This is a genomic window from Actinomadura sp. 6K520 (assembly GCF_004349245.1).
Lineage (GTDB): Bacteria > Actinomycetota > Actinomycetes > Streptosporangiales > Streptosporangiaceae > Spirillospora.
On the sequence record NZ_SMLC01000085.1, the window covers coordinates 1 to 24,127 of the forward strand.

Annotated in this window: 19 protein-coding genes; 6 read left to right on the forward strand and 13 right to left on the reverse strand. The window is 71.2% G+C overall.

The features are described from left to right. Positions 1-1,276 precede the first annotated feature (1,276 nt). Together E1289_RS21830 and E1289_RS21835 are read left to right on the forward strand one after the other, a co-directional pair. Complete coding sequence (locus tag E1289_RS21830) at positions 1,277-1,795, forward strand: hypothetical protein (protein WP_207929078.1); 519 nt, start codon at positions 1,277-1,279, stop codon at positions 1,793-1,795. A 494-nt stretch (positions 1,796-2,289) separates the two neighbouring features. Further along, on the forward strand, positions 2,290-2,481 hold the full coding sequence (locus tag E1289_RS21835; protein WP_131983023.1) for a helix-turn-helix domain-containing protein: 192 nt from the start codon (positions 2,290-2,292) through the stop codon (positions 2,479-2,481). Between the two features lie 239 nt (positions 2,482-2,720). Here E1289_RS21835 and ispG read toward each other — a convergent pair whose 3' ends face one another. The 11 genes from ispG to E1289_RS39715 form a co-directional block, all read right to left on the reverse strand. Continuing rightward, positions 2,721-3,896 carry a flavodoxin-dependent (E)-4-hydroxy-3-methylbut-2-enyl-diphosphate synthase gene (ispG, locus tag E1289_RS21840; protein WP_207929079.1) on the reverse strand — a complete coding sequence of 392 codons (1,176 nt, stop codon included), beginning with the start codon at positions 3,894-3,896 and terminating at the stop codon, positions 2,721-2,723. Between the two features lie 107 nt (positions 3,897-4,003). Then, positions 4,004-5,845 (reverse strand): 1-deoxy-D-xylulose-5-phosphate synthase, encoded by a 1,842-nt coding sequence (locus tag E1289_RS21845; protein ID WP_131983025.1) that lies wholly within the window; start codon positions 5,843-5,845, stop codon positions 4,004-4,006. Between the two features lie 50 nt (positions 5,846-5,895). Then, positions 5,896-6,855: a 4-hydroxy-3-methylbut-2-enyl diphosphate reductase gene (locus E1289_RS21850; protein WP_131983027.1), complete on the reverse strand. Its 960-nt coding sequence runs from the start codon at positions 6,853-6,855 to the stop codon at positions 5,896-5,898. 28 nt (positions 6,856-6,883) lie between these two features. Beyond that, positions 6,884-7,987: a type III polyketide synthase gene (locus E1289_RS21855; RefSeq protein WP_207929080.1), complete on the reverse strand. Its 1,104-nt coding sequence runs from the start codon at positions 7,985-7,987 to the stop codon at positions 6,884-6,886. Positions 7,988-8,249: 262 nt separating this feature from the next. Beyond that, positions 8,250-9,317, reverse strand: a complete 1,068-nt coding sequence (locus E1289_RS21860; RefSeq protein WP_207929081.1) for a methyltransferase — start codon at positions 9,315-9,317, stop codon at positions 8,250-8,252. Positions 9,318-9,387: 70 nt separating this feature from the next. After that, a complete protein-coding gene (locus E1289_RS21865) occupies positions 9,388-10,974 on the reverse strand; it encodes a class I adenylate-forming enzyme family protein (protein ID WP_131983029.1) in 1,587 nt (528 codons plus the stop codon). A gap of 133 nt (positions 10,975-11,107) precedes the next feature. Continuing rightward, on the reverse strand, positions 11,108-11,716 hold the full coding sequence (gene wrbA, locus E1289_RS21870) for an NAD(P)H:quinone oxidoreductase (RefSeq protein WP_131983031.1): 609 nt from the start codon (positions 11,714-11,716) through the stop codon (positions 11,108-11,110). Positions 11,717-11,751: 35 nt separating this feature from the next. Then, positions 11,752-12,897, reverse strand: a complete 1,146-nt coding sequence (locus E1289_RS21875; protein ID WP_131983033.1) for a DegT/DnrJ/EryC1/StrS aminotransferase family protein — start codon at positions 12,895-12,897, stop codon at positions 11,752-11,754. A gap of 14 nt (positions 12,898-12,911) precedes the next feature. After that, positions 12,912-13,433, reverse strand: a complete 522-nt coding sequence (locus E1289_RS21880; RefSeq protein ID WP_131983035.1) for a cupin domain-containing protein — start codon at positions 13,431-13,433, stop codon at positions 12,912-12,914. 848 nt (positions 13,434-14,281) lie between these two features. Then, positions 14,282-14,527, reverse strand: coding sequence for a hypothetical protein (locus E1289_RS21885; RefSeq protein ID WP_131983037.1), 246 nt, complete (start codon positions 14,525-14,527; stop codon positions 14,282-14,284). Continuing rightward, positions 14,524-17,127 (reverse strand): MFS transporter, encoded by a 2,604-nt coding sequence (locus E1289_RS39715; protein WP_243713046.1) that lies wholly within the window; start codon positions 17,125-17,127, stop codon positions 14,524-14,526. The genes E1289_RS21885 and E1289_RS39715 overlap by 4 nt, the downstream gene beginning before the upstream one ends. A 184-nt stretch (positions 17,128-17,311) precedes the next feature. On the opposite strand from E1289_RS39715, the gene E1289_RS21895 reads away from it, so the two are divergent. The 3 genes from E1289_RS21895 (at position 17,312) to E1289_RS21905 (ending at position 20,688) form a co-directional block, all read left to right on the forward strand. Continuing rightward, entirely contained in the window at positions 17,312-18,829 is a 1,518-nt protein-coding gene (locus E1289_RS21895; RefSeq protein ID WP_131983039.1) for a potassium/proton antiporter, read from the forward strand. Positions 18,830-18,940: 111 nt separating this feature from the next. Continuing rightward, positions 18,941-19,885 (forward strand): ATP-binding cassette domain-containing protein, encoded by a 945-nt coding sequence (locus E1289_RS21900; protein ID WP_131983042.1) that lies wholly within the window; start codon positions 18,941-18,943, stop codon positions 19,883-19,885. Beyond that, positions 19,882-20,688, forward strand: a complete 807-nt coding sequence (locus tag E1289_RS21905) for an ABC transporter permease (protein WP_131983044.1) — start codon at positions 19,882-19,884, stop codon at positions 20,686-20,688. The genes E1289_RS21900 and E1289_RS21905 overlap by 4 nt, the downstream gene beginning before the upstream one ends. A 101-nt stretch (positions 20,689-20,789) precedes the next feature. Here E1289_RS21905 and E1289_RS21910 read toward each other — a convergent pair whose 3' ends face one another. Then, positions 20,790-22,094, reverse strand: coding sequence for an alpha/beta hydrolase (locus tag E1289_RS21910; RefSeq protein ID WP_131983046.1), 1,305 nt, complete (start codon positions 22,092-22,094; stop codon positions 20,790-20,792). Between the two features lie 141 nt (positions 22,095-22,235). Beyond that, positions 22,236-23,018 carry a class I SAM-dependent methyltransferase gene (locus E1289_RS21915; protein ID WP_131983048.1) on the reverse strand — a complete coding sequence of 261 codons (783 nt, stop codon included), beginning with the start codon at positions 23,016-23,018 and terminating at the stop codon, positions 22,236-22,238. Between the two features lie 199 nt (positions 23,019-23,217). On the opposite strand from E1289_RS21915, the gene E1289_RS21920 reads away from it, so the two are divergent. After that, the gene (locus tag E1289_RS21920; RefSeq protein WP_131983050.1) at positions 23,218-24,114 is read left to right on the forward strand and encodes a hypothetical protein; all 897 of its coding nucleotides are present in this window, start codon (positions 23,218-23,220) and stop codon (positions 24,112-24,114) included. Positions 24,115-24,127: the final 13 nt, after the last annotated feature.

The following is a 24,127-nucleotide window of genomic DNA, read 5'->3' on the forward strand; positions in this document are numbered from 1 at the left end:
GAGCGGAGGGGTCGAGGGACCGCGAGGCGGCGACACGGGGGGCGGCGGCGCGGAGATTTCCGCCCGCCGGGTGGCGGGTGCCGGGCGCCGGGTGCCGGGTGCCGGGTGCCGGGTGCCGGAACTTGCTCGACACGGTGAACCTCCCCCGAACAATGACCTTGATCCGTTTCACTGTTCGAAAAATCAACCTGCCGGGCAGGCGAAAACCAGCCCGCACAAGATCGCCATAAGTGTGGTTTTCCGTCCGTCGGCCGGGCGACAATCCGCCGAAAATTCGGATCATGATATCTACTCCGGCGACGTCCAATCTGATTTGGGACCGCCTGGCCGACAGATCAGACGGTGCCTCTCCTGGGGAGAAACCGTTCCCAAGCAATGAGATCGAGCGGTCGGCGCGCCGCGGTGGCGGCATGTCCGGAATGGGCCGCCGCCGGCGGCGAGGGCCACGTGGAGCTCTCGACTCCCGGCACCGGGGTCGGGCTCCGCGACGTTCTCCCGGACCGAGGGGCGGCCGGTGAGGGCCGCGGCACATGAAGTGACCTCCCGCGGGCGGACGGTACAGGCGGAGGCGACGGCTCCCCCGGCGACCGTGACCGTCGTCAACTGCACAGTAAGGCAATCGATTCGCGATCGGGGTACGCGCCGCCGCCCGACCGCGGCGGCCGGACGGTGTGGCCGCGGCGGGGTGCGGCACCGCCCCGCCGAGCGGTGAGCACCCGCCCGTCCAGGAGCGAATCCCGGTTCGGTCCTGCCCGTGTGGCCGTCCCCAAGGGTTGTCTCAGCATCTGAGAAGCCGTCGCCCTCCGTGTTACGGACGTTCCAAATCCGTGATTGGGTCGAGCGGCACGCCAGGCCAATACGCTCGTTATATGACGGCTCGTGATCACTGTATAACACAGAATAACAGCTTGGCTTTTCAACCTGGTCCCTATCCCAGGTATCCACCGACCCGATCACCGGTGAGCCGCCGAGAGATGGAGGCACCCGGGGTGCCACGCGAATTTTCCCTGTTCAGGCGGGCGGTGGCGTTAATTCTTCCGGCGTTTTCTCGCGGGGCAGTTGACGTAGATGACTGTATTGAAGAGTATGCAGAGAGCATGGCAGGAGTACGCGCACACCACCCCGCCCGCAGCGGACGAGGCTTTACGGGGAGAACATGAAGGGACGCATACTGTGTCAAGCTGGATCGTGCCAAAGACCGAGTGCAAATATTGGCAAGAAGGCCCGTAGAGCCGGGGACGGCAGGTTCGTGTGTTCGGCCTGCCTGGACCGGCTGGTGGGCGACATACGGAACCTTCCGACGCTCTACGACGACTGCATGAACCAGTCGGGCCAGGGTTCCATGCGCATGATCCGCACCGGTCCCAGGAAGAACACCACCGCCGATCCGATGAGCGCCGCGGCCACCGAGATACGGACGGCCATTCGCAAAGTCCTGGCGTCCTGGGCCAGCCTCGTCGCCGACGAACGCCGGCTCGAACGCCCGCCGCGGGACATCCGTGCGCTTTCAAGATTCCTCTGCCGGCATGCCGAGTGGCTCGCCGCCCACCCTGCCGCGGCGGAGATCGTGGACGAGATCGGCGAACTCACGCGCGCCGCGCGTAGAACCGCCTATTCGAACGGCGCCGGCCGGGTGCCCGTCGGCTCCTGCCCCACCTGCAGTGGTGAGCTGGTCGCCCACATGCGCCGTCGCGAGGACGCGCTTCCGGCCGAGATCGTCTGCACCGCGTTCCCCGACCACAGGTGGCCCGCCACTCGCTGGGCCACGCTCGCCCGCCAGATCCAGGGACGCTGAGCCGCGGTCGGCTCCCCGGCCAGGCAAGCGCCCCTCATCTGCGGGGACATGACGGGGTCAGCCGTTGCGGTCCGTTCGCGGGCCGCAACGGCAGCGTCCTGCCCTCCATCTCCGCCCCCTCTTCACACGCCGACGACCCGGCTCCCCGTCATCAAGTCTTGGTGATCACCGGTCGGCTGCTCGCCCTTCGGGCGTCCGGCCGGGACGTGCCGCGACATGGGCGCTGAGCCCCCATCGCGAATGATCACCTTGGCCGGCGCTGCAGCGCCGGCATCCGGTCCAGGCCGGCGACGTCAAATACGGCTCCCCCAACGCAGTACTCGTCGTTGACGTTGCCCGGATATCCCGGACCATGCGTGCGATCGGCTCGCCTCGCAACGTGATGTGAAATGCGCGTTCTCCGGCTTGCTGATCGACTCCACGCATCGCTGCGGTGCCCCCCTCGGCTCCAGGGGGTCGCCAAGCTCCAGTAGAAGGTCACCACAGGGAGGAACATGCTGAATCGCGAAATGCACAAGGTCGGCTTGACCGTCGATGACATAGCCGCCATCTGGCGTATTCCCAAGGGCACGGTCTACCGTTACGCCCACCAATCACAATGGCGGCGCTACACCCTCAACCGTCGCGTCTACTACCACCCGGACGACGTCATGGACACTTTCGACCCCCCGGCCCAGGGGTCCTGATCGTGTGCTGACCCGCCACCACGAGGCGCCACTTCCGGATCGCCCTGCCGAGACCGGGCGAGAGTGTCACCGAGTGGTGCGCGAAAACCCCCGGCAGCCGACGTGCTACGCCGTCCTGCCGGGGGGCGGGTTCGGGGCGGGCGGACCCGCTTCCATCACGGAACCGAACGGTCTCCGGTTTTCCGCTTCCGATCGCCCGATGACCACTTCGTGATCACCGCGCCCAGCGCCGGCGGGTGCTAGCCGGGGACGGGGACGGTGATGACCTCCGGCTTCCCGGCGGCCGCCGCGTCGTCGTCACCCGCTTCCTCGGCCAGTCGCATGGCCTCGTCGATGAGCGTCTCGACGATCTTCGATTCGGGAACCGTCGCGATGACCTTCCCCTTGACGAAGATCTGTCCCTTGCCGTTCCCCGACGCGACGCCCAGGTCGGCCTCGCGCGCCTCGCCGGGACCGTTGACGACGCAGCCCATCACCGCGATGCGCAGCGGCACCTCCAGCCCGTCCAGACCCGCGGTGACCTCGTCGGCGAGCTTGTAGACGTCCACCTGGGCCCGGCCGCAGGAGGGGCACGACACGATCTCCAGGCCGCGTTTGCGCAGGCCGAGCGACTCCAGGATCGCGATCCCGACCTTGACCTCCTCGACCGGCGGCGCCGACAGCGACACCCGGATCGTGTCGCCGATGCCCTCCGCCAGCAGGGCGCCGAACGCCACCGACGACTTCACCGTGCCCTGGAACTGCGGCCCCGCCTCGGTCACCCCGAGATGCAGCGGGTAGTCGCACGCGGCGGCCAGCTTCCGGTACGCCGAGATCATCACCACCGGGTCGTGGTGCTTCACGGAGATCTTCAGATCGCCGAATCCGTGCTCCTCGAACAGCGAGCACTCCCACAGCGCCGACTCCACGAGCGCGTCGGCCGTCGCGCTGCCGTACTTGGCCAGCAGCCGCTTGTCCAGCGACCCCGCGTTCACCCCGATCCGGATCGGGATCCGCGCCGCGTCCGCGGCCTTGGCGATCTCCGCCACCTTGTCGTCGAACGCCTTGATGTTCCCCGGGTTCACCCGGACGGCGGCGCACCCGGCGTCGATCGCCGCGAACACGTACTTGGGCTGGAAGTGGATGTCGGCGATCACCGGGAGCTGCGACTTGCGGGCGATCTCCGGCAGGGCCTCGGCATCGTCGGCCGAGGGCACCGCCACCCGCACGATCTGGCATCCGGAGGCCGTCAGCTCCGCTATCTGCTGCAGGGTCGCGTTCACGTCGGCCGTCACCGTGGTGGTCATCGACTGGACGCTCACCGGCGCCGTGCCGCCCACCTGCACGGCCCTGTCATCGTTTCCCAGCGTCAGCTGCCTGCTCGTCCGCCGCGGGCTGAGCGCCGGTGCCACCTTGGGCATCCCGAGATCGACCATGTTCGATCATCCTCTCTGTTCGGTCACCGGGCTCCGGACCGCCGCCGGGCGCGCGCGCCCGGCGGCGGTCCAGGCCGCGTGCGGACGGCCGCCGGGGCCGCCGGCGGTCATCGCGGGCTCGCCTCCGCGCCCGTCCGGGCGGGGACGCACAGGTCGGCGTGGTAGTCCCGGACGGTCTGAGCGATCTGCTCGCCGGACAGGCCCATGTCGGCCAGCAGGCCGGTCCGGTCGCCGTGTTCGATGAAGGCGCGGGGAAGCCCGAGGTTGCGGACGGGGGTCCGCACACCCTCGTCGGCGCAGGCCTGGCCGACGCACGCCCCCACCCCGCCGGTGCGGCTGCTGTCCTCGACGGTGACGACGAGCTGGTGCCGGCGGGCGAGGCCGGTAAGGGCTGGATTGACCGGGATCACCCAGCGGGGATCGACGACGGTGATGCCGATGCCCTGGTCCTCCAGGATGTCCGCGGCCTGGAGGCACGCCTCGGCGAGCACCCCGGTGGAGACGATGAGGACGTCGAGGGAGAGCCCGCGGCTGCGGCGCAGCACGTCCATGCCGTCGACGCGGACGACGGCGTCGATGTCCGGGCCGGCGGTGGCCTTCGGGAAGCGCAGGACGGTCGGGCCGTCGGTGACCTCGACGGCTTCCCGGAGGGTCTCGCGGAGCCGGGCGGGGTCGCGGGGCGCGGCGACCCGCAGGCCGGGCACCACACCGAGGATCGACATGTCCCACATGCCGTGGTGGCTGGCGCCGTCCGGCCCGGTGATCCCGGCCCGGTCCAGCACGAACGTCACGGGCAGGCGGTGCAGGGCGACGTCCATCATGACCTGGTCGAACGCCCGGTTGAGGAACGTGGAGTAGACCGCGACGACGGGATGCAGTCCGCCGAGTGCCAGCCCGGCCGCCGAACCGGCGGCGTGCTGTTCGGCGATGCCGACGTCGTACGTCCGTTCGGGGAACCGCTCGGCGAACGCGGCCAGCCCGGTGGGTCCGGGCATGGCGGCGGTGATGGCGACGACCTCGTCGTGGTCCTCGCCCACCGCGCACAATTCGTCGGCGAACACCTTCGTCCAGGATTTGCCGGACGACGCGGGCGCCATGCCGGTCTCCGGGTCGATCTTGCCGATGCCGTGCATGTGGTCGGCCTGGTCGTTCTCGGCGGGCGCGTATCCCTGGCCCTTCCGGCTGACGACGTGCACGACCACGGGGCGCCGCATGGCGCGGGCCACGTCCAGGGCCCGCTCGCAGGCGGACACGTCGTGGCCGTCGACCGGGCCGATGTAGCCGAAGCCCATGTGGGTGAACAGGTTGTCCTCCACCGCGTGGCCGTCGCGGGTGTAGACCTCCAGCCACGAGTCGGACGAGGTGCGCAGGTCGTGCAGGTGCCGGCCGAGCCCGCCGATGGTCGGGGCGTACGAGCGGCCGTTGTCGTTGAGCACGACGATCACCGGCCGGTCGGGGGCGCCGACCAGGTTGTTGAGCCCCTCCCACGCCATCCCGCCGGTGAGCGCGCCGTCGCCGATCACCGCGACCACGGACCGGTCGGCGAGCCCGCGCCGCTGGTTGGCCTTGGCCAGGCCGTCCGCGTAGGCGAGCGCGGTCGAGGCGTGCGAGTTCTCCACCAGGTCGTGCGCCGATTCGGCCTGCGAGGGGTACCCGGACAGTCCGCCCCGCTGGCGGAGCCCTTCGAAGCCGTCCACCCGGCCGGTGAGCAGTTTGTGCACGTACGACTGGTGCCCGGTGTCGAAGATGATCTTGTCGCGGGGTGAGGTGAACACCCGGTGCAGCGCGACCGTCAGCTCCACCACGCCGAGGTTGGGGCCCAGGTGCCCGCCGGTGCGGGCCACGGACCGCACCAGGAACCCGCGGATCTCCGCCGCCAGCGCGGGCAGTTCCTCCGCGGGCAGTTCGCGCAGGTCGGCCGGGTCACGGATGCCTTCCAGCAATGCCATCGCTGTCCTTTCCTTCGTGCCGCGTCGTTGCGGCCGCGGGCGTAAGGCCGCTACGCGGTTTCCGCCGTGGCCGGGTGGTCCAGTTCGCGCGGCAGGGCGAAGTGCATCCGCTCCGTCACCGGCTCGATCTCCTGGACCTCGTCGTATCCCCGTTCGCGCAGCCAGGCCAGCACGTCCTGGACGAGCATGTCGGGGACGGAGGCGCCGCTGGTCAGCCCGACGGTCGTCACGCCGTCGAGCCACGACTCGTCGATGTCCTCGGCGTAGTCCACGAGGTGGGCGGCGGCGCCGCGCTCCCTCGCGACCTCGACCAGCCGGACGGAGTTGGAGGAGTTCGCCGAACCGACGACGATGACGAGCTCCGAGCCCGCGGCGATCTCCTTCACCGCGACCTGGCGGTTCTGGGTGGCGTAGCAGATGTCGTCCGAGGGCGGATCCAGCAGGTTGGGGAACCTCCGGCGCAGAGCCGCGGCCGTGGCGAGGGTCTCGTCCACCGACAGCGTGGTCTGCGACAGCCACACGACGCGGTCGGGATCGCGCACCTGCACGTTCTTCACGTCGTCCGGGCCGTCGACCAGGTGGATGTGGTCCGGCGCCTCGCCCAGCGTGCCGATGACCTCTTCGTGGCCGTCGTGCCCGATCAGCAGGATGTCGTAGTCCGCTTCGGCGAACCGGACCGCCTCCCGGTGGACCTTGGTGACGAGCGGGCAGGTGGCGTCGATCGTCGTCAGCTTCTGCGCCCTGGCCTCCGCGTGCACCTCCGGCGCCACTCCGTGCGCGGAGAAGACGACGGTGGCGCCTTCCGGCACCTCCTCGGTCTCCTCGACGAAGATGACGCCCCGTTCCTCCAGGGACTTCACGACGAAGGCGTTGTGGACGATCTGCTTGCGCACGTAGATGGGCGGCCCGTACTTCTCCAGGCAGACCTCGACGGTCCGCACGGCCCGATCCACCCCGGCGCAGGAACTGCGCGGCTTCGCGAGCAGAACTCGGCGTTGGGAATGCGGCATGGATTCCTCTCAGGTGGGCTTGTGCGTCTTACTGGAGGGAGGACGTCAGCTCGTCGAGCTGGGCTCTCTCCATTTCCGCGGGGGTGTCCACGGTCCAGCGGCCCACCGCCATCTCCGCGGTGATGCCGGGGCCGAACCCCGCGATCACGCCGGTGTCGCCCGGCGTCACCCGGTCCTCTTCGAACAGCCTGCGCAGCGCGTCGAGCACGACGGCGCTGGCGATGTTGCCGTACTCGGTCAGCGTCGCCCAGCTGAAGCGGAACATCTCGCGGTCGACGTCGAGGAACTTGGCGAGGTCGTCCAGGATGCGCGGGCCGCCGGCGTGGATGATGTAGAAGCCGAGGTTGCGGACGTCCCAGCCGTGGCTCGTGGCGAGCTCGCGCAGCACCGGGGCGAGCGGCTCCATCGTCCCGGGCACCCGGCGGTCCAGCTGGAAGTGGAAGCCGGTCTCCCGGACGGCGTAGGAGATCCAGTCCTCGGTGCCGGGAATGAGATACGACGAGTTGCGCTCCAGGGCGACACCGACACCGCCGTTGCCGCGCACCACCGCGGCCCCGACCGCGTCGCCGAACAGCCCGTCGGACAGCAGCGCACCGACGTTGTCGTCACCGGGCTGGTAGCACAGCGAACACAGCTCGCAGGAGACGATCAGGACGTTGCTCTCGGGGTGGGCGGTGCAGAACTCCTGCGCGCGGTTGATCGCCGCGCCGCCCGCCGCGCAACCGAGCTGGGCGATGGGGATCTGCCGGGTGTCGTACCGGAACCCCATGCTGTTGATCAGCCAGGCGGTGAGCGACGGCATCATGAAGCCCGTGCACGACACGTAGATGATGGCGTCGATGTCGCGCACCGTCACCGCGGCGTTCGCCAGGGCCTCCTCGATGACCTCGGGACATCGCTTCTTGGACTCGGACTCGTAAAGGCGGTTCCGTTCCTCGAAACCCGGGTGGAGGAGCGCCTCCTCGATGGGCTGGACGATGTGCCGCTTCCGCACTCCGGTGTTCTGGATCAGGCGGAGCGCCAAGGGGAGCTGCGGCTTTCCCGCGTGCACCTTCTCGGCGAACTCCAGAGTGTCCTCCATGGTGACGACGTACTCCGGCACACGGATCGACGGCTTACACAGCGTTGGCATGTATCGGGTCCACTTTCTTCAGAGGCCACACGTTGCAGTCCGGTCGGGCGGCGGCGAGGTCGGCCGTACCGCCGCGACCGGCGTCCGAGGAGATGGGGGGGCCGGCCCGGCGCGCGGACGTCCGGCGCACGGACGTCCGGCACGGGTACGTCCGGCACGGGGACGTCCGGCAGAGGGCAGCCGTCACCGGCACGGCGCCCCGCGAAGCGCGGGACGCCGTGTTGCGGATGCCGGCCGCCCCCGGGTTACGGCGGGCCGGAGGTCACGCGGTCTTGGTCGCGGACAGGATGGCCGGCACCGGAATGACGTCCTGCGGGAGTTCCGCGGGGTCCTTGGTGACCGTCCTCGTCACCTCGAACCCGCATTCCTCCAGCCAGTTCCGGTAGGTCGAGAGCTTCTGCGGCCCGCCCTGGCCCATGGTGCAGCCGATGAAGAAGGCGGGGAAGAAGTCGACGTTGTGGTTGTCCGTCTCCGTGACGTCCTCCGGATACACGGGGACCAGGATGTTGACCTGCCCGCCCACCGGCAGCGACTTGTGGACGCCGTTGAGGATCTGGATGACGGCGTCCCGGTCGAACATGTCCAGGAAGTGCTTGATCAGTACGACGTCGAAGCCCTCGGGGATTCCGTCGAAGACGTTGCCGCCGATGAACGAGCAGTGCTCCGCCACGCCGTGGGCCCGGAAGTTCTCCAGGCACTCGGTCTCCTTCTCCGGCAGGTCGAAGGTCGTCACGCGCATGCCGGGGACGTGCTTCATCTGGTAGGTGTGCACGGCTCCCAGGCCGGTGTTCCCGGCGAGGTCGAGGACCTGCGCGCCGGACGGCATGTCGATGTTGCCGAAGAACCAGGGGTCGATGTTGGCGGTGACGGTGTCCATCAGCTTCGCCCACGCCTCACGCAGGTCCCGATGCTCGGCCACCACGTCGTACAGCGTCCCCTCGGCCCCGTAGAGCTCCTTCAGGCCGACGAGCGTGCCGGTCCGCGCGCTCTCGGTCAGGTTGAAGAGCTGCCGCAGCGCGACCACCTTGATCATGTTCATGTAGGCGAGCGCCCGCTTCAGGTCCCGTTCCGGGACGCCCCCGAGCGCGTCGAGGGAGTAGCCGCGGCCGTCCTCGTACCCGACGAAGCCCTCCTTGACCAGCAGGAACAGGAGCTGCTCCACGGCGTCCGGCTTCACGCCGACCGCGTCGCCGAGCTCCGCGGCGGTCATGCCGGGCCGGTCCCGCAGCGCGTCGACGATGCCGAGTTCGAAACAGGACAGCAGCGTCATGAACCGCGTCGGTCCCACCATGTATTCGCGGAATCGCGCGAGCGTGGCTTCCGGTGTCATTGCACTGGCCCTTTCGAGTCGGTCTTTCCGCCGCCGGCGCCGGGGGCGGATCGCGGGGATCGGTCCCGGGTCATGCCCGGTCCTTCATCTCTTCCTTGAGCCGCCGGGACAGCGCGAGCCGCTGCACCTTCAGCGTCCCGGTCCGCGGCAGTTCGGCCCGGGGGATCTGGATCGGGTCGGCCAGCTGGGGGAAGCCGGCGACGGCCGCGCGCCAGCGGTCCCGGTCCAGCGGGGCGTCGTCGGTGGTGCAGACCACCGGGATCGGCTCGGACTTCAGGCCGTGCACGACGACGAGCTCGCTCAGCTCCTCCATCCGGCCGAGCACCTGGTCCTCGACCTCCAGGGAGCTCTGCACCCCGCCGATCATGTCGACCTCGCGGTCGAGCATGTGCAGGCAGCCGAGCCTGGTGCGGTAGCCGACGTCCCCGGTCCGCCACCAGTCCCCGAACCGGTTCTCGTCGTAGCGGTCCTGCTCCGCGAAGTAGGTCTTCGCGAGGCCGCTCCACGCGACCTCGATGTAGCCGGGGTTGTGCTCGGACACCGGCCGGCCGTCCCGGCTCACCAGGCGGATCTTCGCGCAGCCCCCCGGCATCGGCCAGCCGACGCAGCGCCCGTTCGTGCGGTGCGCGGAATGGCGGAGGTAGGCGCGGCCGACCGCCGGGCCGACCTCGCTCTGCCCGTAGATCTGGAAGTAGAGCGCCCCCCGCCGCCCGGACGACCTGAGCAGCCGGCTCATCGTCCGGGGGTGGATGGCGTCGAAGGTGCTGCTGAAGTACTTCACCGACGAGAACGGCCTGCGCGGGTCGTCGGTCAGCGCCTCCCACTCCATGAGCGAGTTGGGCAGCGCCTCGACGAAGCCCGGCCGGTGCTCGCGGAACATCTCGGCGACCGTGTCGAGGGAGCTTTCCCGCAGGAGCAGCACCGGCATCTCCTGGAGCAGCGCGAGGGACATCGCGGCGACCATGCGGGAGTGCACGAACGGGATGTGGATCGCGACGGTCTCCTTGCGGCGCATCAGCGACAGGAGCCGCCACTGCGGTCTCAGCCGGACGGCCTGCGTGCGGGGCGTGTGCACGACGAGCTTGGGAATCCCCGTCGTGCCGGACGTGTGGGTGATCACGGCGGCGGCGTCGATCGGCCGGACCCGCGGTGCGACGTCCGGCGCCCCGGCGAGGTCCGCGAGCGACCGCGCACCCGGCCGGTCACCGCGCACGATCAGCGTCCGCTGGACGAGGTCCGCCAGCGGCAGCTCGGCCAGCGCGTCGAGCTTGGGCTCGTCGGTGAGCAGGCTCGGCCGGCCCAGCCGCTTGAGCAGCGCGCCGACGTTGATGGCGTCCAGCGAGGGCGACAGCATGACGGGGACCGCCCCGATGCGGGACGTTGCGGCGGCGAGCAGCCAGGCGTCGGCATTGGCGGTCTTGTAGAGGACGACGTGCTCGTCCGGCCGGACACCGGCCGCCCACAGGCGGGCCGCCAGGTCGCGGACGTGCTCGGCGAAGTCGGTGACCGTCATGCGCCGGCCGGCCCCGGGCAGCACGTCCAGGTCGTGGTCGAGGTCGATCGGTGTGGCAGCGTTGACGGCCGCGGCCATCTCCGGCAGCAGGCCGATGTGGAGACCGCGCTTCTGCACCGATTTGTAGGCGATAGAACGCTTCATTGGGGGCTGACTCCCTTGCGGTGTTTCAAGTACGTCGTCCGGGCCGCGCCGGCGCGTTTCGGTCGTGGGGAGTTGCCGGGCCCGCCGCGGCGAACGCCGCGGCGGGCCCGAGGTCGGGAGGTCAAGGGAGTCGTCAGGCGGCACGCCCCGCCTTGAGCGCGGTCGCGATGTCGACGGCGCGCCTGGCCTGGTAGGCGGCCGCCCTCAGCGGGACGTCACCCGGGGCGCCGTCGGCGGCCCGGTGGGACGTGCCGTAGGGATTGCCGAGCTCGAACTGGACGGGGTCGGTGTAGCCGGGCGGCACGATGATGCCGCCCCAGTGGTAGAACACGTTCCCCAGCGCGAGGATCGTGGACTCCTGCCCGCCGTGGGCGGTGCCGGTGGTGGTGAAGGCCGAGTACACCTTGTCGGCGAGCTTGCCGCCGTGCCACAGACCTCCGGCCGTGTCGATGAATGCCTTGAGCTGCATCGACGGGTTGCCGAAACGGGTGGGAGTGCCGAACAGCACCGCGTCCGCCCACGCCAGGTCGTCCAGGGCGGCCTCGGCGACGTCCGCCGTGTCCTGGATGTGCTGCGCCCAGGCCGGCTTGGCGTTGATCGCCTCCGGAGGCGCCAGCTCGGGGACCTTGCGCAGCCGCACCTGCGCGCCGGCCTTCTCCGCGCCCTCCGCCGCCGCCGACGCCAGGGCGTGCACGGTGCCGGTCGAGCTGTAGTAGATGATCGCGGCGTTCACACTCCGCATGGCCGATCTCCTCTCCTGCTCCGGTACACGCGCGGTCACCGCGCCGGGTGCGGACGCGCGTGGGTGCGCAGCGCGGTCCGCAGGGCGTCCACGACCCTTTCGACCTGGCCGGGGGTCAGCTCGGCGTGCATCGGGATGGCGAGGTTGCGCCGGAAGAGGTCCGCCGAGACGGGGCACGTCTGGTCCGTCTTGTAGACGGGCTGCAGGTGGCTCGCCCACGTGCCGTGCCCGCAGCCGATGCCCTGGGCGCGCAGGTCGGCGGCGACGCCCGCCCGGTCCACGCCCGGTTCCAGCGTCACCATGTACGACTGCCAGGCGTGGGTGCGGTCGGCCGGCACGTGCGGAAGTGTGAGGTGCTCCTCGTCCTTGAGCAGTTCCGCGTAGCGCTCCGCCACCGCGGTCCGGCGCTCCAGCAGCTCGTCGAGCCGTCCCAGCTGCACCTGGAGGATCGCGGCGCCGATGTCGGAGAGCTTGTAGTTGAAGCCGATCTCGGTGAACTCGGGGATCGGCAGGCCGATGACCCGCGCCTGCTCCGCGATGCTCCCGATGCCGAAGGACGACCGCAGCCGCACGTCCCCGCCGAGCGCCGGGTCCGTGGTGAGCAGGGCCCCGCCCTCGCCGCTGGTGATGCCCTTGCGTCCGTGGAAGGACAGGCACGCGACCGGTGCCAGCGTCCCCGCCGGGCGGCCCTGGTAGGTCGCGCCGACCGCGCAGGCGGCGTCCTCGATGAGGAACAGCCCGTGCCGGTCCGCGATCGACTGGAGCTCCGCGTAGTCGGCGGGCAGCCCGACCGTGTCCACCGCGATGATGCCCGCCGTCCGGGGTGTGACCAGGTCCGCCACGGCCTGCGGGTCGATGGTGCCGGTGTCGGCGCGCACGTCGGCGAAGACGGGTACCGCGTCCACGTACCGCACGGCATGGGCGGGGGCGGGGAACGTGTAGTCGGCGACGATGACCTCGTCGCCCGGCCCGGCGCCGAGCGCCAGCAGGCTCAGGTGCAGCGAGGCGGCGCAGCTGCTCAGCGCGACCGCGTCGGCGACGCCGAAGCGCTCGGCCAGCTCCCGCTCCAGGGCCTTGCCCCGGGGGCCCTGGCCGGCCGGCCAGTCGGACGCGAACACCTCCTTGACGGCCGCCAGCTCCCGCTCGCCAAGACTCGCGTGCACCAGTGGAATCGCGTCCATCGGGTCACCTCCCGTCATGCCGGGCTTCCGTAGCGAAGCGGTGTGATCTGGCTGATGTCGTAGCGTTCGCGCATCCGCTGGACCGCGCCGGAGTCGACGGAGCGGCCGCTGGAGAAGATCTCCGCGATCTCCTCGAAGTAGCGTTCGTGATCGGGCGACGGGTGGCTCTGGAACAGCATGCGCACCGGCTCGTCGGTGGCGTTCGTGAACGCGTGCGGGCATCCGGGCGGGACGAACATGCAGCTGCCCGGGCCCGCGCGGACGACGCCGTCCCCGGCGGGGGACTTCCAGTCCCGCCAGTCCCCCTCGGTGCGTTCGACCGGCTCGAACGCCAGCAGGTCGATCTCCCCCTCCAGGACGTAGAAGAACTCCTGCGCGTGCTGGTGGACGTGGGCCCCCACGTCGAACCCGGGCGGCACCACCACCTCGAACGTCGAGATGACGGAGCCGTCCGCCTCGGTGACCTTGAAGGTGATCTCCTGTGCCTTAGTGACGAGCTTTCGTCCCTGACCTGGCGGGACAATAAGGCCGCTCATGCGACTCGCTTCCTGTCGTCTGCGGAAAACCCGACTCAAGACGGGGGTGTCGATGCACCCGTGGCGCTGGACCGACTTCTGCGCGCGCCGGCACCGCGCCCCGGCACCGGCACGCGGTGCCGTCGGGCGCGCCGTGGATTAACGCCGAACAGCGCGCCGAATGAGGACGCGCAGGTTAAATATCGGTTAACCGTGATCGTGAGTCCGGTGACCTGCCGAGGTCACCGGCATCCGGGTGGGATCGTTCCCGGACTCCCGCGATACCGCGGGGAGGAGTTTCGCCGTCCCGGTCATCCGGTGATCTTCCGAAAGTGGAAGCCGGGCAAGTGGGTGGAATCGGGGCGAGTAAGTCTAGATATAAGTTCTTCGCCCCCCGCCTGTCAACCCTCGGCCGCCACCGGCGACCGGCGGCCGAGGGTTGCTCGCGACGACCCGGCATCGGGGACACCGTCCGCCCGGGTTGCGCTGAGCGCATGAACTGCCAGGTCAGAAGGCATATCGTCGCGGCAGAGGTGCTCGGCCGGGGCCGCCGCGCGGGCGCCATCGAGGGCCGGAGCACATCCCCCGAGTCCGGTGCCCTCGGCCATGGCGCCGGTTTCCGCGGCGTCGGCGTCGGCGTCGCGGCACCCCGAACGGCCGCCGCGGTGCGCACCTCACGGACACAGCAAACGATCACTGAAATCACCCCGGCGACAGTGTTCGAGAGCTTCTCCTACCGCACCGGAATGCGTCCTGCGTGCGCGCAGCGCGTTAGCGCAATCAGCCCCTTTGCCGAAATTCCGGCCCCCGTCGAGCGCCGCACCGACCTATTGCTGACGGCCCCGGAAGCTCGGTGCTACGCGCGGCCCTCAGGCGCGCTTTTGCCCGCGAATGGCCCGGAGGATTCGCAGCGGGAACAGACCGATCAGGGGCGCACGCCTTCCCAGGTCGTCGCGGTCCTTGCGATCGAATGCGGCCGCGTAGCGGCGGGCGTCGGCGGCGGTGGGGTAGGTCTTGCTGCCACCGGCCCCGCATTCTCGGACGCAGTCCCAGCGCATCGTTTCGGCTGCGGCGGTGAAATGGTAATCGTGGCCGAGAAGTCGGCAGCGCATCATCGGTCGGACTCCGGCTCGGCGGGTTCGGGCGGCGGCGCGTACCGGTTGCGCGCCTGGGGCCGGGCGAGTCCCTCATGGACGGCCTCGCGCAGCGCGGCACGGAACCGGCCCGGCCCCCAGTATCGTGCGCCGACCAGTTCGGCGAGGCGCTGCCGGCTGGTCGGGCCGTGCTCGTTGAGGGCCTGGGCGATGGCGTTGACCTCGCGGTCCAGGGCGATGTCGGACTCGGCCGCCCGGGCCCCCATCCCGAGCATCCACGGAGCGTAGAACGTCCCGCCGGGGCCGGGGACCAGGCGGCGCCACCCCGTGGGCCGCGCACGCTGGCGGCGCAGGACGCGCTCCCGGATGCGCTCGTCGCGTTCGCGGGCCGCGCGCCGCCGTTCCGCCGCCGCCTCCCGCTCCCGCCGCACCTGCTCGGCCGTGCCCGTCTCCGCGGCGAGGGACGCGGCGGCGGAGCGGTGCTGCGCGGCCTCCATCCGGTCGGCGGCGGACTCGGCGCGCATCCGGTGGACGTCGGCCTGCTGCTCGTACCGGGCGGCCTCGTCCTCGTCCCGCTCGGCACGTGCCACGTGGGCGCGTGCAAGCTCGGCGTGCATCTTCTCCCACTCACCGTACGTCTCGGCCTCGGCGCGGGCGATCTCGGCCTCGATGCCCTCGGACTCCGCGGCCCTGGCCTCTGCCGCCTCGGCCATCGCGCGCTGCTCGCGGGTCCGCGCCCGCTCGGCCGCGGCCTCCGCCAGCGCCGCGTGCGTCTCCGCGTTCTCCCGGTTCGCGGCGGTGAGCGCCTCCACCCGCTGCCGCAGGGAGAGGGCGCGTTCGTCGGCGGCGGCGGCGCGCTCCAGGGCACTGCGGCGCTCACCGCCGCTGGCGGCGTCCTCCGCGGTGATCCGCTCCTCATGCGCGGTCGCCTGGTAGCTGAGGCGCTCGGCCTCCCATTCGGCGGTCTGCGCGAGGACCTCCTCCACCCGCAGCCGTTCGACGGCGTCGCGGTCCCCCTCGTCCGCCCGCGGCGCGAGCTCGTGGATGACGGCGCGGTGCTCGGCCGCGTGCGCCCGCTGCTCCTCGGCGTGGCGGCGGGCCTCCAGCGCGGCGCGGCGCCCCGGCCGCACGTCCGCCGGTTCCTTCTCCGGCTCCTCCGCCGGCTCCTCCTCATCGGCCTCGTGCGCGGTGAGCGGCTTGGCGATGTTCTCCAGCGTGGCCCGTTCGGCCCGGACGCCGAAGACCAGCTCGGCGACGCCGCCCAGCGCCATGATCCCGGCCCCGAGGAAGAACCCGTACGCGATGATGCTCCCCTCGCCCGTCTCGATCAGCCTGCCGAAGAGGAGCGGGCCCGTGATCCCGCCGGTTGCGGTGCCGATCGCGTAGAAGAACGCGATGGCCAGCGCCCGCGTCTCCATGGGGAAGATCTCGCTGACCGTCAGGTAGGCGGAGGCGGCCCCCGCCGACGCGAAGAAGAACGTCACGCCGATCAGCGCCATGAACGTCCACGTCGTCAGCGACCCGGTCACCAGCAGGGCGCCGAGCAGGGCGATGAGGGCGGACGCGGTGAAGTACGTCCCGGAGATCATCTGCACCCGGCCCACCGTGTCGAACAGCCGTCCGAGCAGGAGCGGGCCGAGGAAGTTGCCGAGCGCGAACAGGGCGAAGAAGTACGGCACCGTCCCGGACGCCACGTCGAACACGCCGCTCAGGATCGTGCCGAGGTCGAACGTCACCGCGTTGTAGAGGAACGCCTGGCCGACGAACAGGGCGAACCCGAGGACCGCCCGCTTCGGATACGCCTTGAACGCGACCTCGGCGATCTGCCGGAAGGGGATGGCCTTGCGCTGCCGCACCGTGATGCTCTCGGCCGGCTCGTCCAGCTCCTGCCCGGTATCCTCGCGGACCCGGCGCTCGATGCCGTCGACGAGCCGTTCGGCCTCCTCCTCGCGGCCGTGGATGAACATCCAGCGTGGACTCTCCGGGACGTGCCGCCGGACGAACATGATGACGAGGCCGAGCAGGCCGCCCGCGCCGAACGCGAGCCGCCACCCGAGGTCGATCGGGAAGAAGTTCGTGTTGAGCAGGACCACGGCGGCGAGGGCGCCGCCGGCGGCGCCCAGCCAGTAGCTGCCGTTGATGATGATGTCCACCCGGCCGCGGGCGCGGGCCGGGATCAGCTCGTCGATCGCCGAGTTGATCGCCGCGTACTCGCCGCCGATGCCCATGCCGGTGACGAACCGGCAGATGAAGAAATACCAGGGCGCGAACGCGAACGCGGTCGCCACCGTCGCGACGACGTAGACGGCCAGCGTGATGAGGAACAGTTTCTTCCGGCCGAACCGGTCGGTGAGCTGCCCGAAGAACAACGCGCCGGAGCAGGCGCCCGCGACGTAGATCGCCGCCGCGTACCCGATGTCGGCCGCGGAGAGGCTGACGCCGCTGCCCTCTTCGGTGAGCCGCGCGGCGACGGACCCGACGATCGTCACCTCCAGCCCGTCGAGGATCCAGACCGTGCCGAGCCCGATGACGATCATCCAGTGGAATCGCGACCACGGAAGGCGGTCCATGCGCGCGGGTATCTGCGTGGTCAGCGTGCCGAGGCGCACATCCTCCGCCATGACGGTCAACCCCCTATGCAGCCGGTCGTCGCAGCCCCCGACGTCTCGCCGCTATCTGGCTACCCAGCCACCGGAAGTCACACCTGATCCGACCGACCAAGGTCAAGAACGCAGGGTCCCGGTGCGGGCGGCCCTCTTCCGGCAGGGCAAGATGCGGGTACGGCGATGAAGGCGGGGGGACACGATGACGTTGCAGCACCTGTACCTGGTGCTGCTGGCCGGTGGCGCGGCCCTGCTGGTGAGCATCACCGCGGTGCGGGTGGCGCACGGGGTGGGGCTGCCCAGCCTGCTGTTCTTCCTGGCGGTCGGCCTGATCATGGGCGAGGACGGGATCGGCCTGCATTTCGACGACGCCCAGCTCGCCCAGGCGCTCGGCACCGCCGCGCTGGGCCTCATCCTCATCGAGGGCGGCCTGTCCACGTCGTGGAACAGCCTGCGGCGGCTGCTCGCACCGGCCGGGGTGCTGGCGACCGTCGGCGTCGCCGTCTCCATGCTCGTCACCGCCGCCGGCGTGCACTGGCTGCTGGGCCTGGAGTGGCGGCTGGCGCTGCTGCTCGGCGCGATCGTGTCCTCCACCGACGCCGCGGCGACGTTCGCCGTCCTGCGGGCGCTGCCGCTGCCGGAGAAGGTCAAGGGCCTGCTGGAGGCCGAGTCGGGACTCAACGACGCGCCCACGATCATCCTGGTGCTGGTGTTCAGCAGCGCCGGCACCTTCCCGAGCGCCGGCTACGTCGCGGGCAACCTGCTCTTCCAGCTGGGCGCGGGCGCGGCCCTCGGCATGGTCCTCGGCCGGCTCGGCGTCCTCGCACTGCGGCGCATCGCGCTGCCCGCCACCGGGCTGTACCCGCTGGCGACGTTCGGCTTCGGCATTCTCGCGTTCGCCGCGGCCGGGGTGGTGGGCGCCAGCGCCATCATCTCCGCCTACCTGTCCGGGGTGGTGCTGGGGAACTCCCGGCTGCCGCACCGCGCCGCGAGCCGGTCGTTCGCCGAGGGCGCCGGCTGGCTGGGCCAGATCGGCCTGTTCGTCATGCTGGGCCTGCTGGTCAATCCGAGCGAGCTTCCCGAGGCGGTCGCGCCTGCCGTGGTGGCGGGCCTGGTCCTGCTGCTGGTCGCGCGGCCGATGTCGGTGCTGGCGTGCCTGCCGTGGTTCCGGGTTCCCTGGCGCGAGCAGGCGTTCCTGTCCTGGGCGGGGCTGCGCGGCGCCGTGCCGATCGTGCTGGCGACGTTCCCCATCGTCTCCGGCGTCGAAGGGGCGCGGGACCTGCTGCACGTCGTGTTCGTGCTCGTCGTGGTGTTCACCCTCGTCCAGGGGCCGAGCCTGCCCGCCGCCGCGCGGCTGCTCCGCGTGACACAGCCGGGGCAGGCCCGCGAGGTCCAGGTCGAGGCCGCCCCCCTGGACACGCTCAGCGCCGAGCTGCTCACCCTGACCGTCCCGGTCGGCTCCCGGCTGCACGGCGTCGAGATCTCCGAGCTGCGCCTTCCGCGCGCCGCGGTCGTCAGCCTGATCGTCCGCGACGACGCGGCCCTGGTCCCCGGCCCCACGACCATCCTGATGGAGGGGGACGAGGTCCTCGTCGTCACCGCCGAGGCCGTCCGCGAGGCCACCGAACGCCGGCTGCGCGCGGTCGGCCGCCGCGGACGCCTCGCCTACTGGCTCGGCGAGCACGGCCACCCGGAGGCGGAGAACGGGCCCGCGTCCTGAGCGTCCGGCCGGGCCGGTCTGCCGAAAGTCAGGGGTGCCGGGTGACGATCGGCCGTCGCGGGCGCCGCACGCCGCTCCCTAGCTTTCCCGGGTGACCACGAGGGAGAGCACATGATCACCCTGACCGGCCTGACCAAACGCTACGGCGGGACGACCGCCGTGGCGGACCTGTCCCTGACGATCGAACCCGGCCTGGTGACCGGCTTCCTGGGCCCGAACGGCGCCGGAAAGTCCACCACCATGCGGATGATCCTCGGCCTGGACGAGCCGACCGCGGGCACGGCACTGGTGTCCGGCCGCCGGTACGCGCGGTTCCGGCATCCGCTGCGCGAGGCGGGCGCGCTGCTGGACGCGCGGGCGGTGCACCCCGGCCGCGGCGGCCGCCACCATCTGCTGGCGATGGCGCGCAGCAACGGCATCCCCCGCCGGCGGGTCGACGAGGTGCTCGACCTGGTGGGGCTGGCGGACGCCGCGGGCAAGCGGGCCGGGACGTACTCGCTGGGCATGAGCCAGCGGCTCGGCATCGCCGGCGCGATCCTCGGCGATCCGCCGGTCCTGATGTTCGACGAGCCGGTGAACGGGCTGGACCCCGACGGCGTCCGCTGGGTGCGCGAGCTGATGCGCTCCCTCGCCGCCGAAGGACGCACGGTCTTCGTGTCCAGCCACCTGATGAGCGAGATGGAGCGGACCGCCGACCGGCTCGTGGTCATCGGGAAGGGCAGGCTCATCGCCGACGCGCCGGTCACCGAGATCCTCGCCGGAAGCTCGCGGCGCCGCGTCAGGGTCCGCGGCCCGCACCCGGAGGCGCTGCGGGAACTGGCCGCCCACCTGGCGGGGCGGGGCGTCACCGCCGAGGAGGTCTCGCCCGGGGAACTGCTGCTCTCGGGGACCACGGTGGAGTCCGTCGGCGAGACGGCCCACCGCCTCGGCGTCCTCCTGCACGAGCTGAGCCCGCTGGAGGCCACGCTCGAACAGGCCTACATGGAGCTGACCGCCGAAAGCACCGAGTTCGTCGCGTCCACCGGGTTCGCCGCGTCCACCGGGGAGGCCCGATGACCGCCGTGACCGGGACCCCGCCGCGGGGCACCGCGTCCGGGGGACGCCTGCCGGGTGCGGTGGCGGCCGAGTGGACGAAGGCGTGGACGGTCCGCAGCACCTGGTGGAACCTGTTCGGGGCGGCCGTCCTGATGGGCCTGGCCTGCCTCCAGCTGGCCGTCTACACCGTCAACGCCAACGGCAACGACGACCCGTCGGACGACAAGGGCGTGGTCGCCGCCGGGACGATCGCCATCGGCGCGGTGGACCTCGTCCAGTTCGTCCTGATCGGGCTGGCCATGCTCCTGATCACGGCCGAGTACTCCACCGGGGCGATCCGCACGACCCTCCAGTGGATCCCGCGCAGGGGCGAGCTGCTGGCGGCCAAGACCCTGGTGGCGGGCGTCATCGGCGGCGCCGCCGGTACCGTCCTCGCCGCGGCCGGGTCGCTGGCGGCGCTGCCGCTCCTCGGCCGTTGGGGCCGGTTCGAGTTCGCCGCCTGGCTCGGCGACGTCCTCGCCGTCGGCGCCTACCTGGCACTGATCAGTGTCTTCGCCGTGGGCGTCGGCGCCCTGCTGCGCGGCGCGGCGGGCACGCTGATCGTGATCTTCCTGGTCGTCCTGGTGGTGCCCGCCAGCCTGCAGGCGAGCGACCTCACCGTGTTCGAACGCGTCGCGGACTTCATGCCCGCCGTCGCCGGGGCCGCCTTCATGCGCGGCGAGTCCGGGACGTACCCGCCGGCGCTCGGCCTGCTGATCCTCGCCGCCTGGGCGGCGGCCGCACTGCTCGCCGGGCACGCCGCACTCCGCCGCCGCGACGCCTGAGACACCGCGCTGCGGGTGACGGCAGAGGCCGGGCCGGTCCGGGCGCGTCCCGGACCGGCGGCGCGGCTCCGTTCGGGTGGCCGGGTCAGTTCGGGTGCGGGTCAGTTCGGGTGGTCGTTGAGCTGGACGGAGATGCGGTGGTCGCTGGACGGCCAGGCGGGCACGGCGAGGGCGTCGACGCGGCCGTCCCCGCCGCGCGGCTGAGACACGATGGAGATCGGACGCCGGCCGGCCGGGACGAAGACGTCCATCCCGGTGATGAACGGCGTGGCGAAGAACGCCGGGATCGGCGCGCCGAGGTCGGTGACGCGGTCGCGTCCGGCGTCGAAGGCGAAGATGCCGATGGCGCGCTTGGTGCGCGGCGCGTTGGCGGCGTTCAGCACCTGCCGCCCGTTGAGGTAGAGGGCGTCGCCCGCGCTTCCCTGGTCGCCCCACCATTCCTTCTGGCGGCTGATGGTGAGGGCGGAGTGGTGGTCGCCGGTCTCCACGAGGCCCGACAGGCCCTCGCCGGGACGGCTGGTCAGCAGGCGGACGAGCCGGTCGGTGCGGCGGAACGGCTGGAAGTACAGGTGGTGGACGGACGACTCGTCCCACACGACCGCGAACTCGTAGTGGGCGTCGCCGCGGCCCTTGAACGGGCCCCACGACCCGTCCCCGGCGAGGTCGTAGGCGGCGAGGGGACGGCGGGTGGTGCGCGCCCCGGTGTAGGGGTCCACCCGGTAGATCTCCAGCCGCGCACCGGCCGCGCCCACGTTGGACGGGAAGTGCACCGCGCGTCCCGACAGGGAGATGTGCCGCTCCGGGACGATCCGGGTGGTGCGCGGCGCCCGCCCGTTGAAGAACTCGAAGAACCGCGCGAACGTCTCGGGCGAGGTCACGACCTGGGTGTGGGACTGGTCGGCGAAGTACACGTTGGCGGCGCCGCCGACCTCCCGTTCCGCCGGCCCCTCGCCCCACACCGCCAGCGTGGGCACGTCACCCGGCTGGTTCTCCGAGACGGCGCCGTCGAGGTTGACGTAGTGCGCGACGGTCGCCGCCCGAGCGGGCGAGCTTCGCAGGTAGCTCTGCATCAGCGCGGTGCCGAGCGAGTGGGCGAGCAGGTCCACCCGGTCGGCGCCGGTGCGGTCGAGGAGCCGCGCGATGCGGTCGTCCAGCGACGCGAACACCTGCTGCACGGTGGTGACCGTGAACGTCGAGTCGTACTCGTGGCCCTCGATGTAGCGGGCCGGGTAGCCGTTGGACGTCAGGCGCCGCGCCTGGGTCTCGAACTGGCCGGCGGAGCCGCTGAACCCGTGCACGAACACGACGGGACGCGGGTGGTGCCGGCGGCCGTCCGCGTGCGCGGGCGACACGACCGACAGGGACAGCAGCAGGACGCAGAAAAGGGCGATGAGCCGTCGCAGCATGGGAGCGAACCCCTCGTGATGACCATCCGGGCCCAAAGCTTCTGATCATCGGGGGTCGCCGTCAAGGTTCCGGCGGCGACACTGTGCCCATGCCCAGGCATCGGCGGTTCCGGCGTTTCACCGTGACCACGGCCGGGGCCGTCAGGCGGGGTTGGTGACGCGGATCTTGGACTGCCCGTGCGGGAGTTGTTCCCAGTCGTCCATGAACCGGGCGGTGAATCCGTGCTTCTCGGCGAGCGAGGTCAGCGTTTCGGTGCGGTAGTAGAAGTCCTCCCGCAGGACGTGGTGTTCGGCTCCTTCGGTGCGGTCGAAGGTGAAGTCGAAGAAGCCGCCGGGGACCAGGACCCGGCCGACGTTGGCGAGGCATTCGTCGATGACGCTGAGCGGCGAGTGACTGAAAACGCTGTGCGCGTGCACGACCGAGAAATGGTCCGACGGCAGGAACCGCAGCGTGAGGTCGTTGACGAGCGTCAGGTGCGGCAGTTTGTCGGCCAGATCCTGGCGGACGAGGGTGTCCTGCGCGGCCAGCAGGATGTCGGGCGAGATGTCGATGCCGTAGTAGTTGCCGGTGTCGAGGTAGTCGATGAAGCGCCACCCGGCCCGCAGGTTCCCGCAGCCGATCTCCAGCATCCGGTCATCGGGCTTGAGCCCGTGTTTGAGCAGGTAGTCGAACTGCATCTGGCCGAGCTTGAGCCAGCGCTCCCGGCTACGGCTCCCGACGGCGGCCTCGGGGCTCTTGGCCGCGTCGGACCGCATCACGGCCCGGTAGTAGGCGACATGGTCGCGGCTGGTGACGCGCAGTTTCAGGTCGCGCGCCGTTCTGGCCAGATACGGCTTGATCTTGTCGGGGTTCTTGGCGGCGTACCGCAGTTTGTAGCTGAGGCTGGCGCGATTCCTGCGTGTTGGCGGGACCGGTTCGGTCATCGGCTCGTCCCCTAAAGTCGAACTCCGGGAAAGCGGCGGCCAGTACCTGGGCGCTCAGGATGGCACAGGTGCACTACCCGGGCCACCCCACGGATAAGCCGCGGCTCCCCCGAAGAGTCGCTCAAGAGCCGGGCGCACCGTCACTAGACTGCCTTCGGCCGGTATCGGCGACACCCTGGCGGCGGAGAAGATCCCGATGATGGGAGCCCGGAGACGCCGCCACGCGAGGCGGCTGCTCGCCTCGGCCTGCCTCGCGCTGCTCCTGCCGCCCGCCGCGACGACCTACACGCACCTGTTCGGCGAGCGGGTGTCGGTGCGGATCGACCGGTGCGAGCGCCAGCCGCGTTACGGCCACGAATGCCACGGCTCGTGGACGGACGGAGACGGGCAACGGCACTCCACGACCGTGTCGCACGCCGGCCCCGAGGACGTCGGCCAGACCGTCGACGCCCGGCTCGGACCGGGGCCGATGGACGCGCACGCCGGGAGCCTCTGGCCGGACGCTCCGCTGTACCTCCCGGCGGTGGTCCTGGCGGTGTGCGTCCCGCTCTACCTCCTGGTCAGGTGGCGGTTCGACCGGGAGGTGAAGGACACCGCGCGGCGACTGCTGGACGCCCCCGAGCACTTCCTGGTCCTGGAGGTGAACCGCGGCGGGGCGGTGCGTCCCGGCGGGGAGGAGCATCTCCGCGTGCGGTTCGGAGATCCGGACATGCCGGTTCCGGAGGGGGCCGACCGGCGGCGGTTCGCGTCCGCCCGGCGGCCCGACGGGAAGATCGCGTTCGTGGTCGAGCGGCGGGCCGGCGAGGTCCTCATGCTCGACGCGGACGGGCGGCCCGAGGCGATCGTCCCGCACCTCGCGCTCCAGTCGGACCGTCCCCGCGTCGAAGCGCCGGACGGACGGCTCCTGGGCGAGATGGCCACCACGCGCGGCCACACCGGCGATGTGCACTCCGTCCTCGACGCGGGCGGGGCGGAGGTCGGGCGCTTCGCCAGGCTCCGCCGCCGGACGTGGGTGCTGTGCCTGTCACCGGACTGCTCCGCCGTCCTGGCCGACGCCGTCCTCGCCTACCTCTTCACCGCCGGCCGCGCCGCCTGACAGTCCGCATCGG

Coding starts and splice junctions, on each gene's coding strand:
- E1289_RS21835 (WP_131983023.1), top strand. CDS start 2,290: ATGCTGAATCGCGAAATGCACAAGGTCGGCTTGACCGTCGATGACATA.
- ispG (WP_207929079.1), bottom strand. CDS start 3,896: ATGGTCGATCTCGGGATGCCCAAGGTGGCACCGGCGCTCAGCCCGCGG.
- E1289_RS21845 (WP_131983025.1), bottom strand. CDS start 5,845: ATGGCATTGCTGGAAGGCATCCGTGACCCGGCCGACCTGCGCGAACTG.
- E1289_RS21850 (WP_131983027.1), bottom strand. CDS start 6,855: ATGCCGCATTCCCAACGCCGAGTTCTGCTCGCGAAGCCGCGCAGTTCC.
- E1289_RS21855 (WP_207929080.1), bottom strand. CDS start 7,987: ATGCCAACGCTGTGTAAGCCGTCGATCCGTGTGCCGGAGTACGTCGTC.
- E1289_RS21860 (WP_207929081.1), bottom strand. CDS start 9,317: ATGACACCGGAAGCCACGCTCGCGCGATTCCGCGAATACATGGTGGGA.
- E1289_RS21865 (WP_131983029.1), bottom strand. CDS start 10,974: ATGAAGCGTTCTATCGCCTACAAATCGGTGCAGAAGCGCGGTCTCCAC.
- wrbA (WP_131983031.1), bottom strand. CDS start 11,716: ATGCGGAGTGTGAACGCCGCGATCATCTACTACAGCTCGACCGGCACC.
- E1289_RS21875 (WP_131983033.1), bottom strand. CDS start 12,897: ATGGACGCGATTCCACTGGTGCACGCGAGTCTTGGCGAGCGGGAGCTG.
- E1289_RS21880 (WP_131983035.1), bottom strand. CDS start 13,433: ATGAGCGGCCTTATTGTCCCGCCAGGTCAGGGACGAAAGCTCGTCACT.
- E1289_RS21885 (WP_131983037.1), bottom strand. CDS start 14,527: ATGATGCGCTGCCGACTTCTCGGCCACGATTACCATTTCACCGCCGCA.
- E1289_RS39715 (WP_243713046.1), bottom strand. CDS start 17,127: ATGGCGGAGGATGTGCGCCTCGGCACGCTGACCACGCAGATACCCGCG.
- E1289_RS21895 (WP_131983039.1), top strand. CDS start 17,312: ATGACGTTGCAGCACCTGTACCTGGTGCTGCTGGCCGGTGGCGCGGCC.
- E1289_RS21900 (WP_131983042.1), top strand. CDS start 18,941: ATGATCACCCTGACCGGCCTGACCAAACGCTACGGCGGGACGACCGCC.
- E1289_RS21905 (WP_131983044.1), top strand. CDS start 19,882: ATGACCGCCGTGACCGGGACCCCGCCGCGGGGCACCGCGTCCGGGGGA.
- E1289_RS21910 (WP_131983046.1), bottom strand. CDS start 22,094: ATGCTGCGACGGCTCATCGCCCTTTTCTGCGTCCTGCTGCTGTCCCTG.
- E1289_RS21915 (WP_131983048.1), bottom strand. CDS start 23,018: ATGACCGAACCGGTCCCGCCAACACGCAGGAATCGCGCCAGCCTCAGC.
- E1289_RS21920 (WP_131983050.1), top strand. CDS start 23,218: ATGGGAGCCCGGAGACGCCGCCACGCGAGGCGGCTGCTCGCCTCGGCC.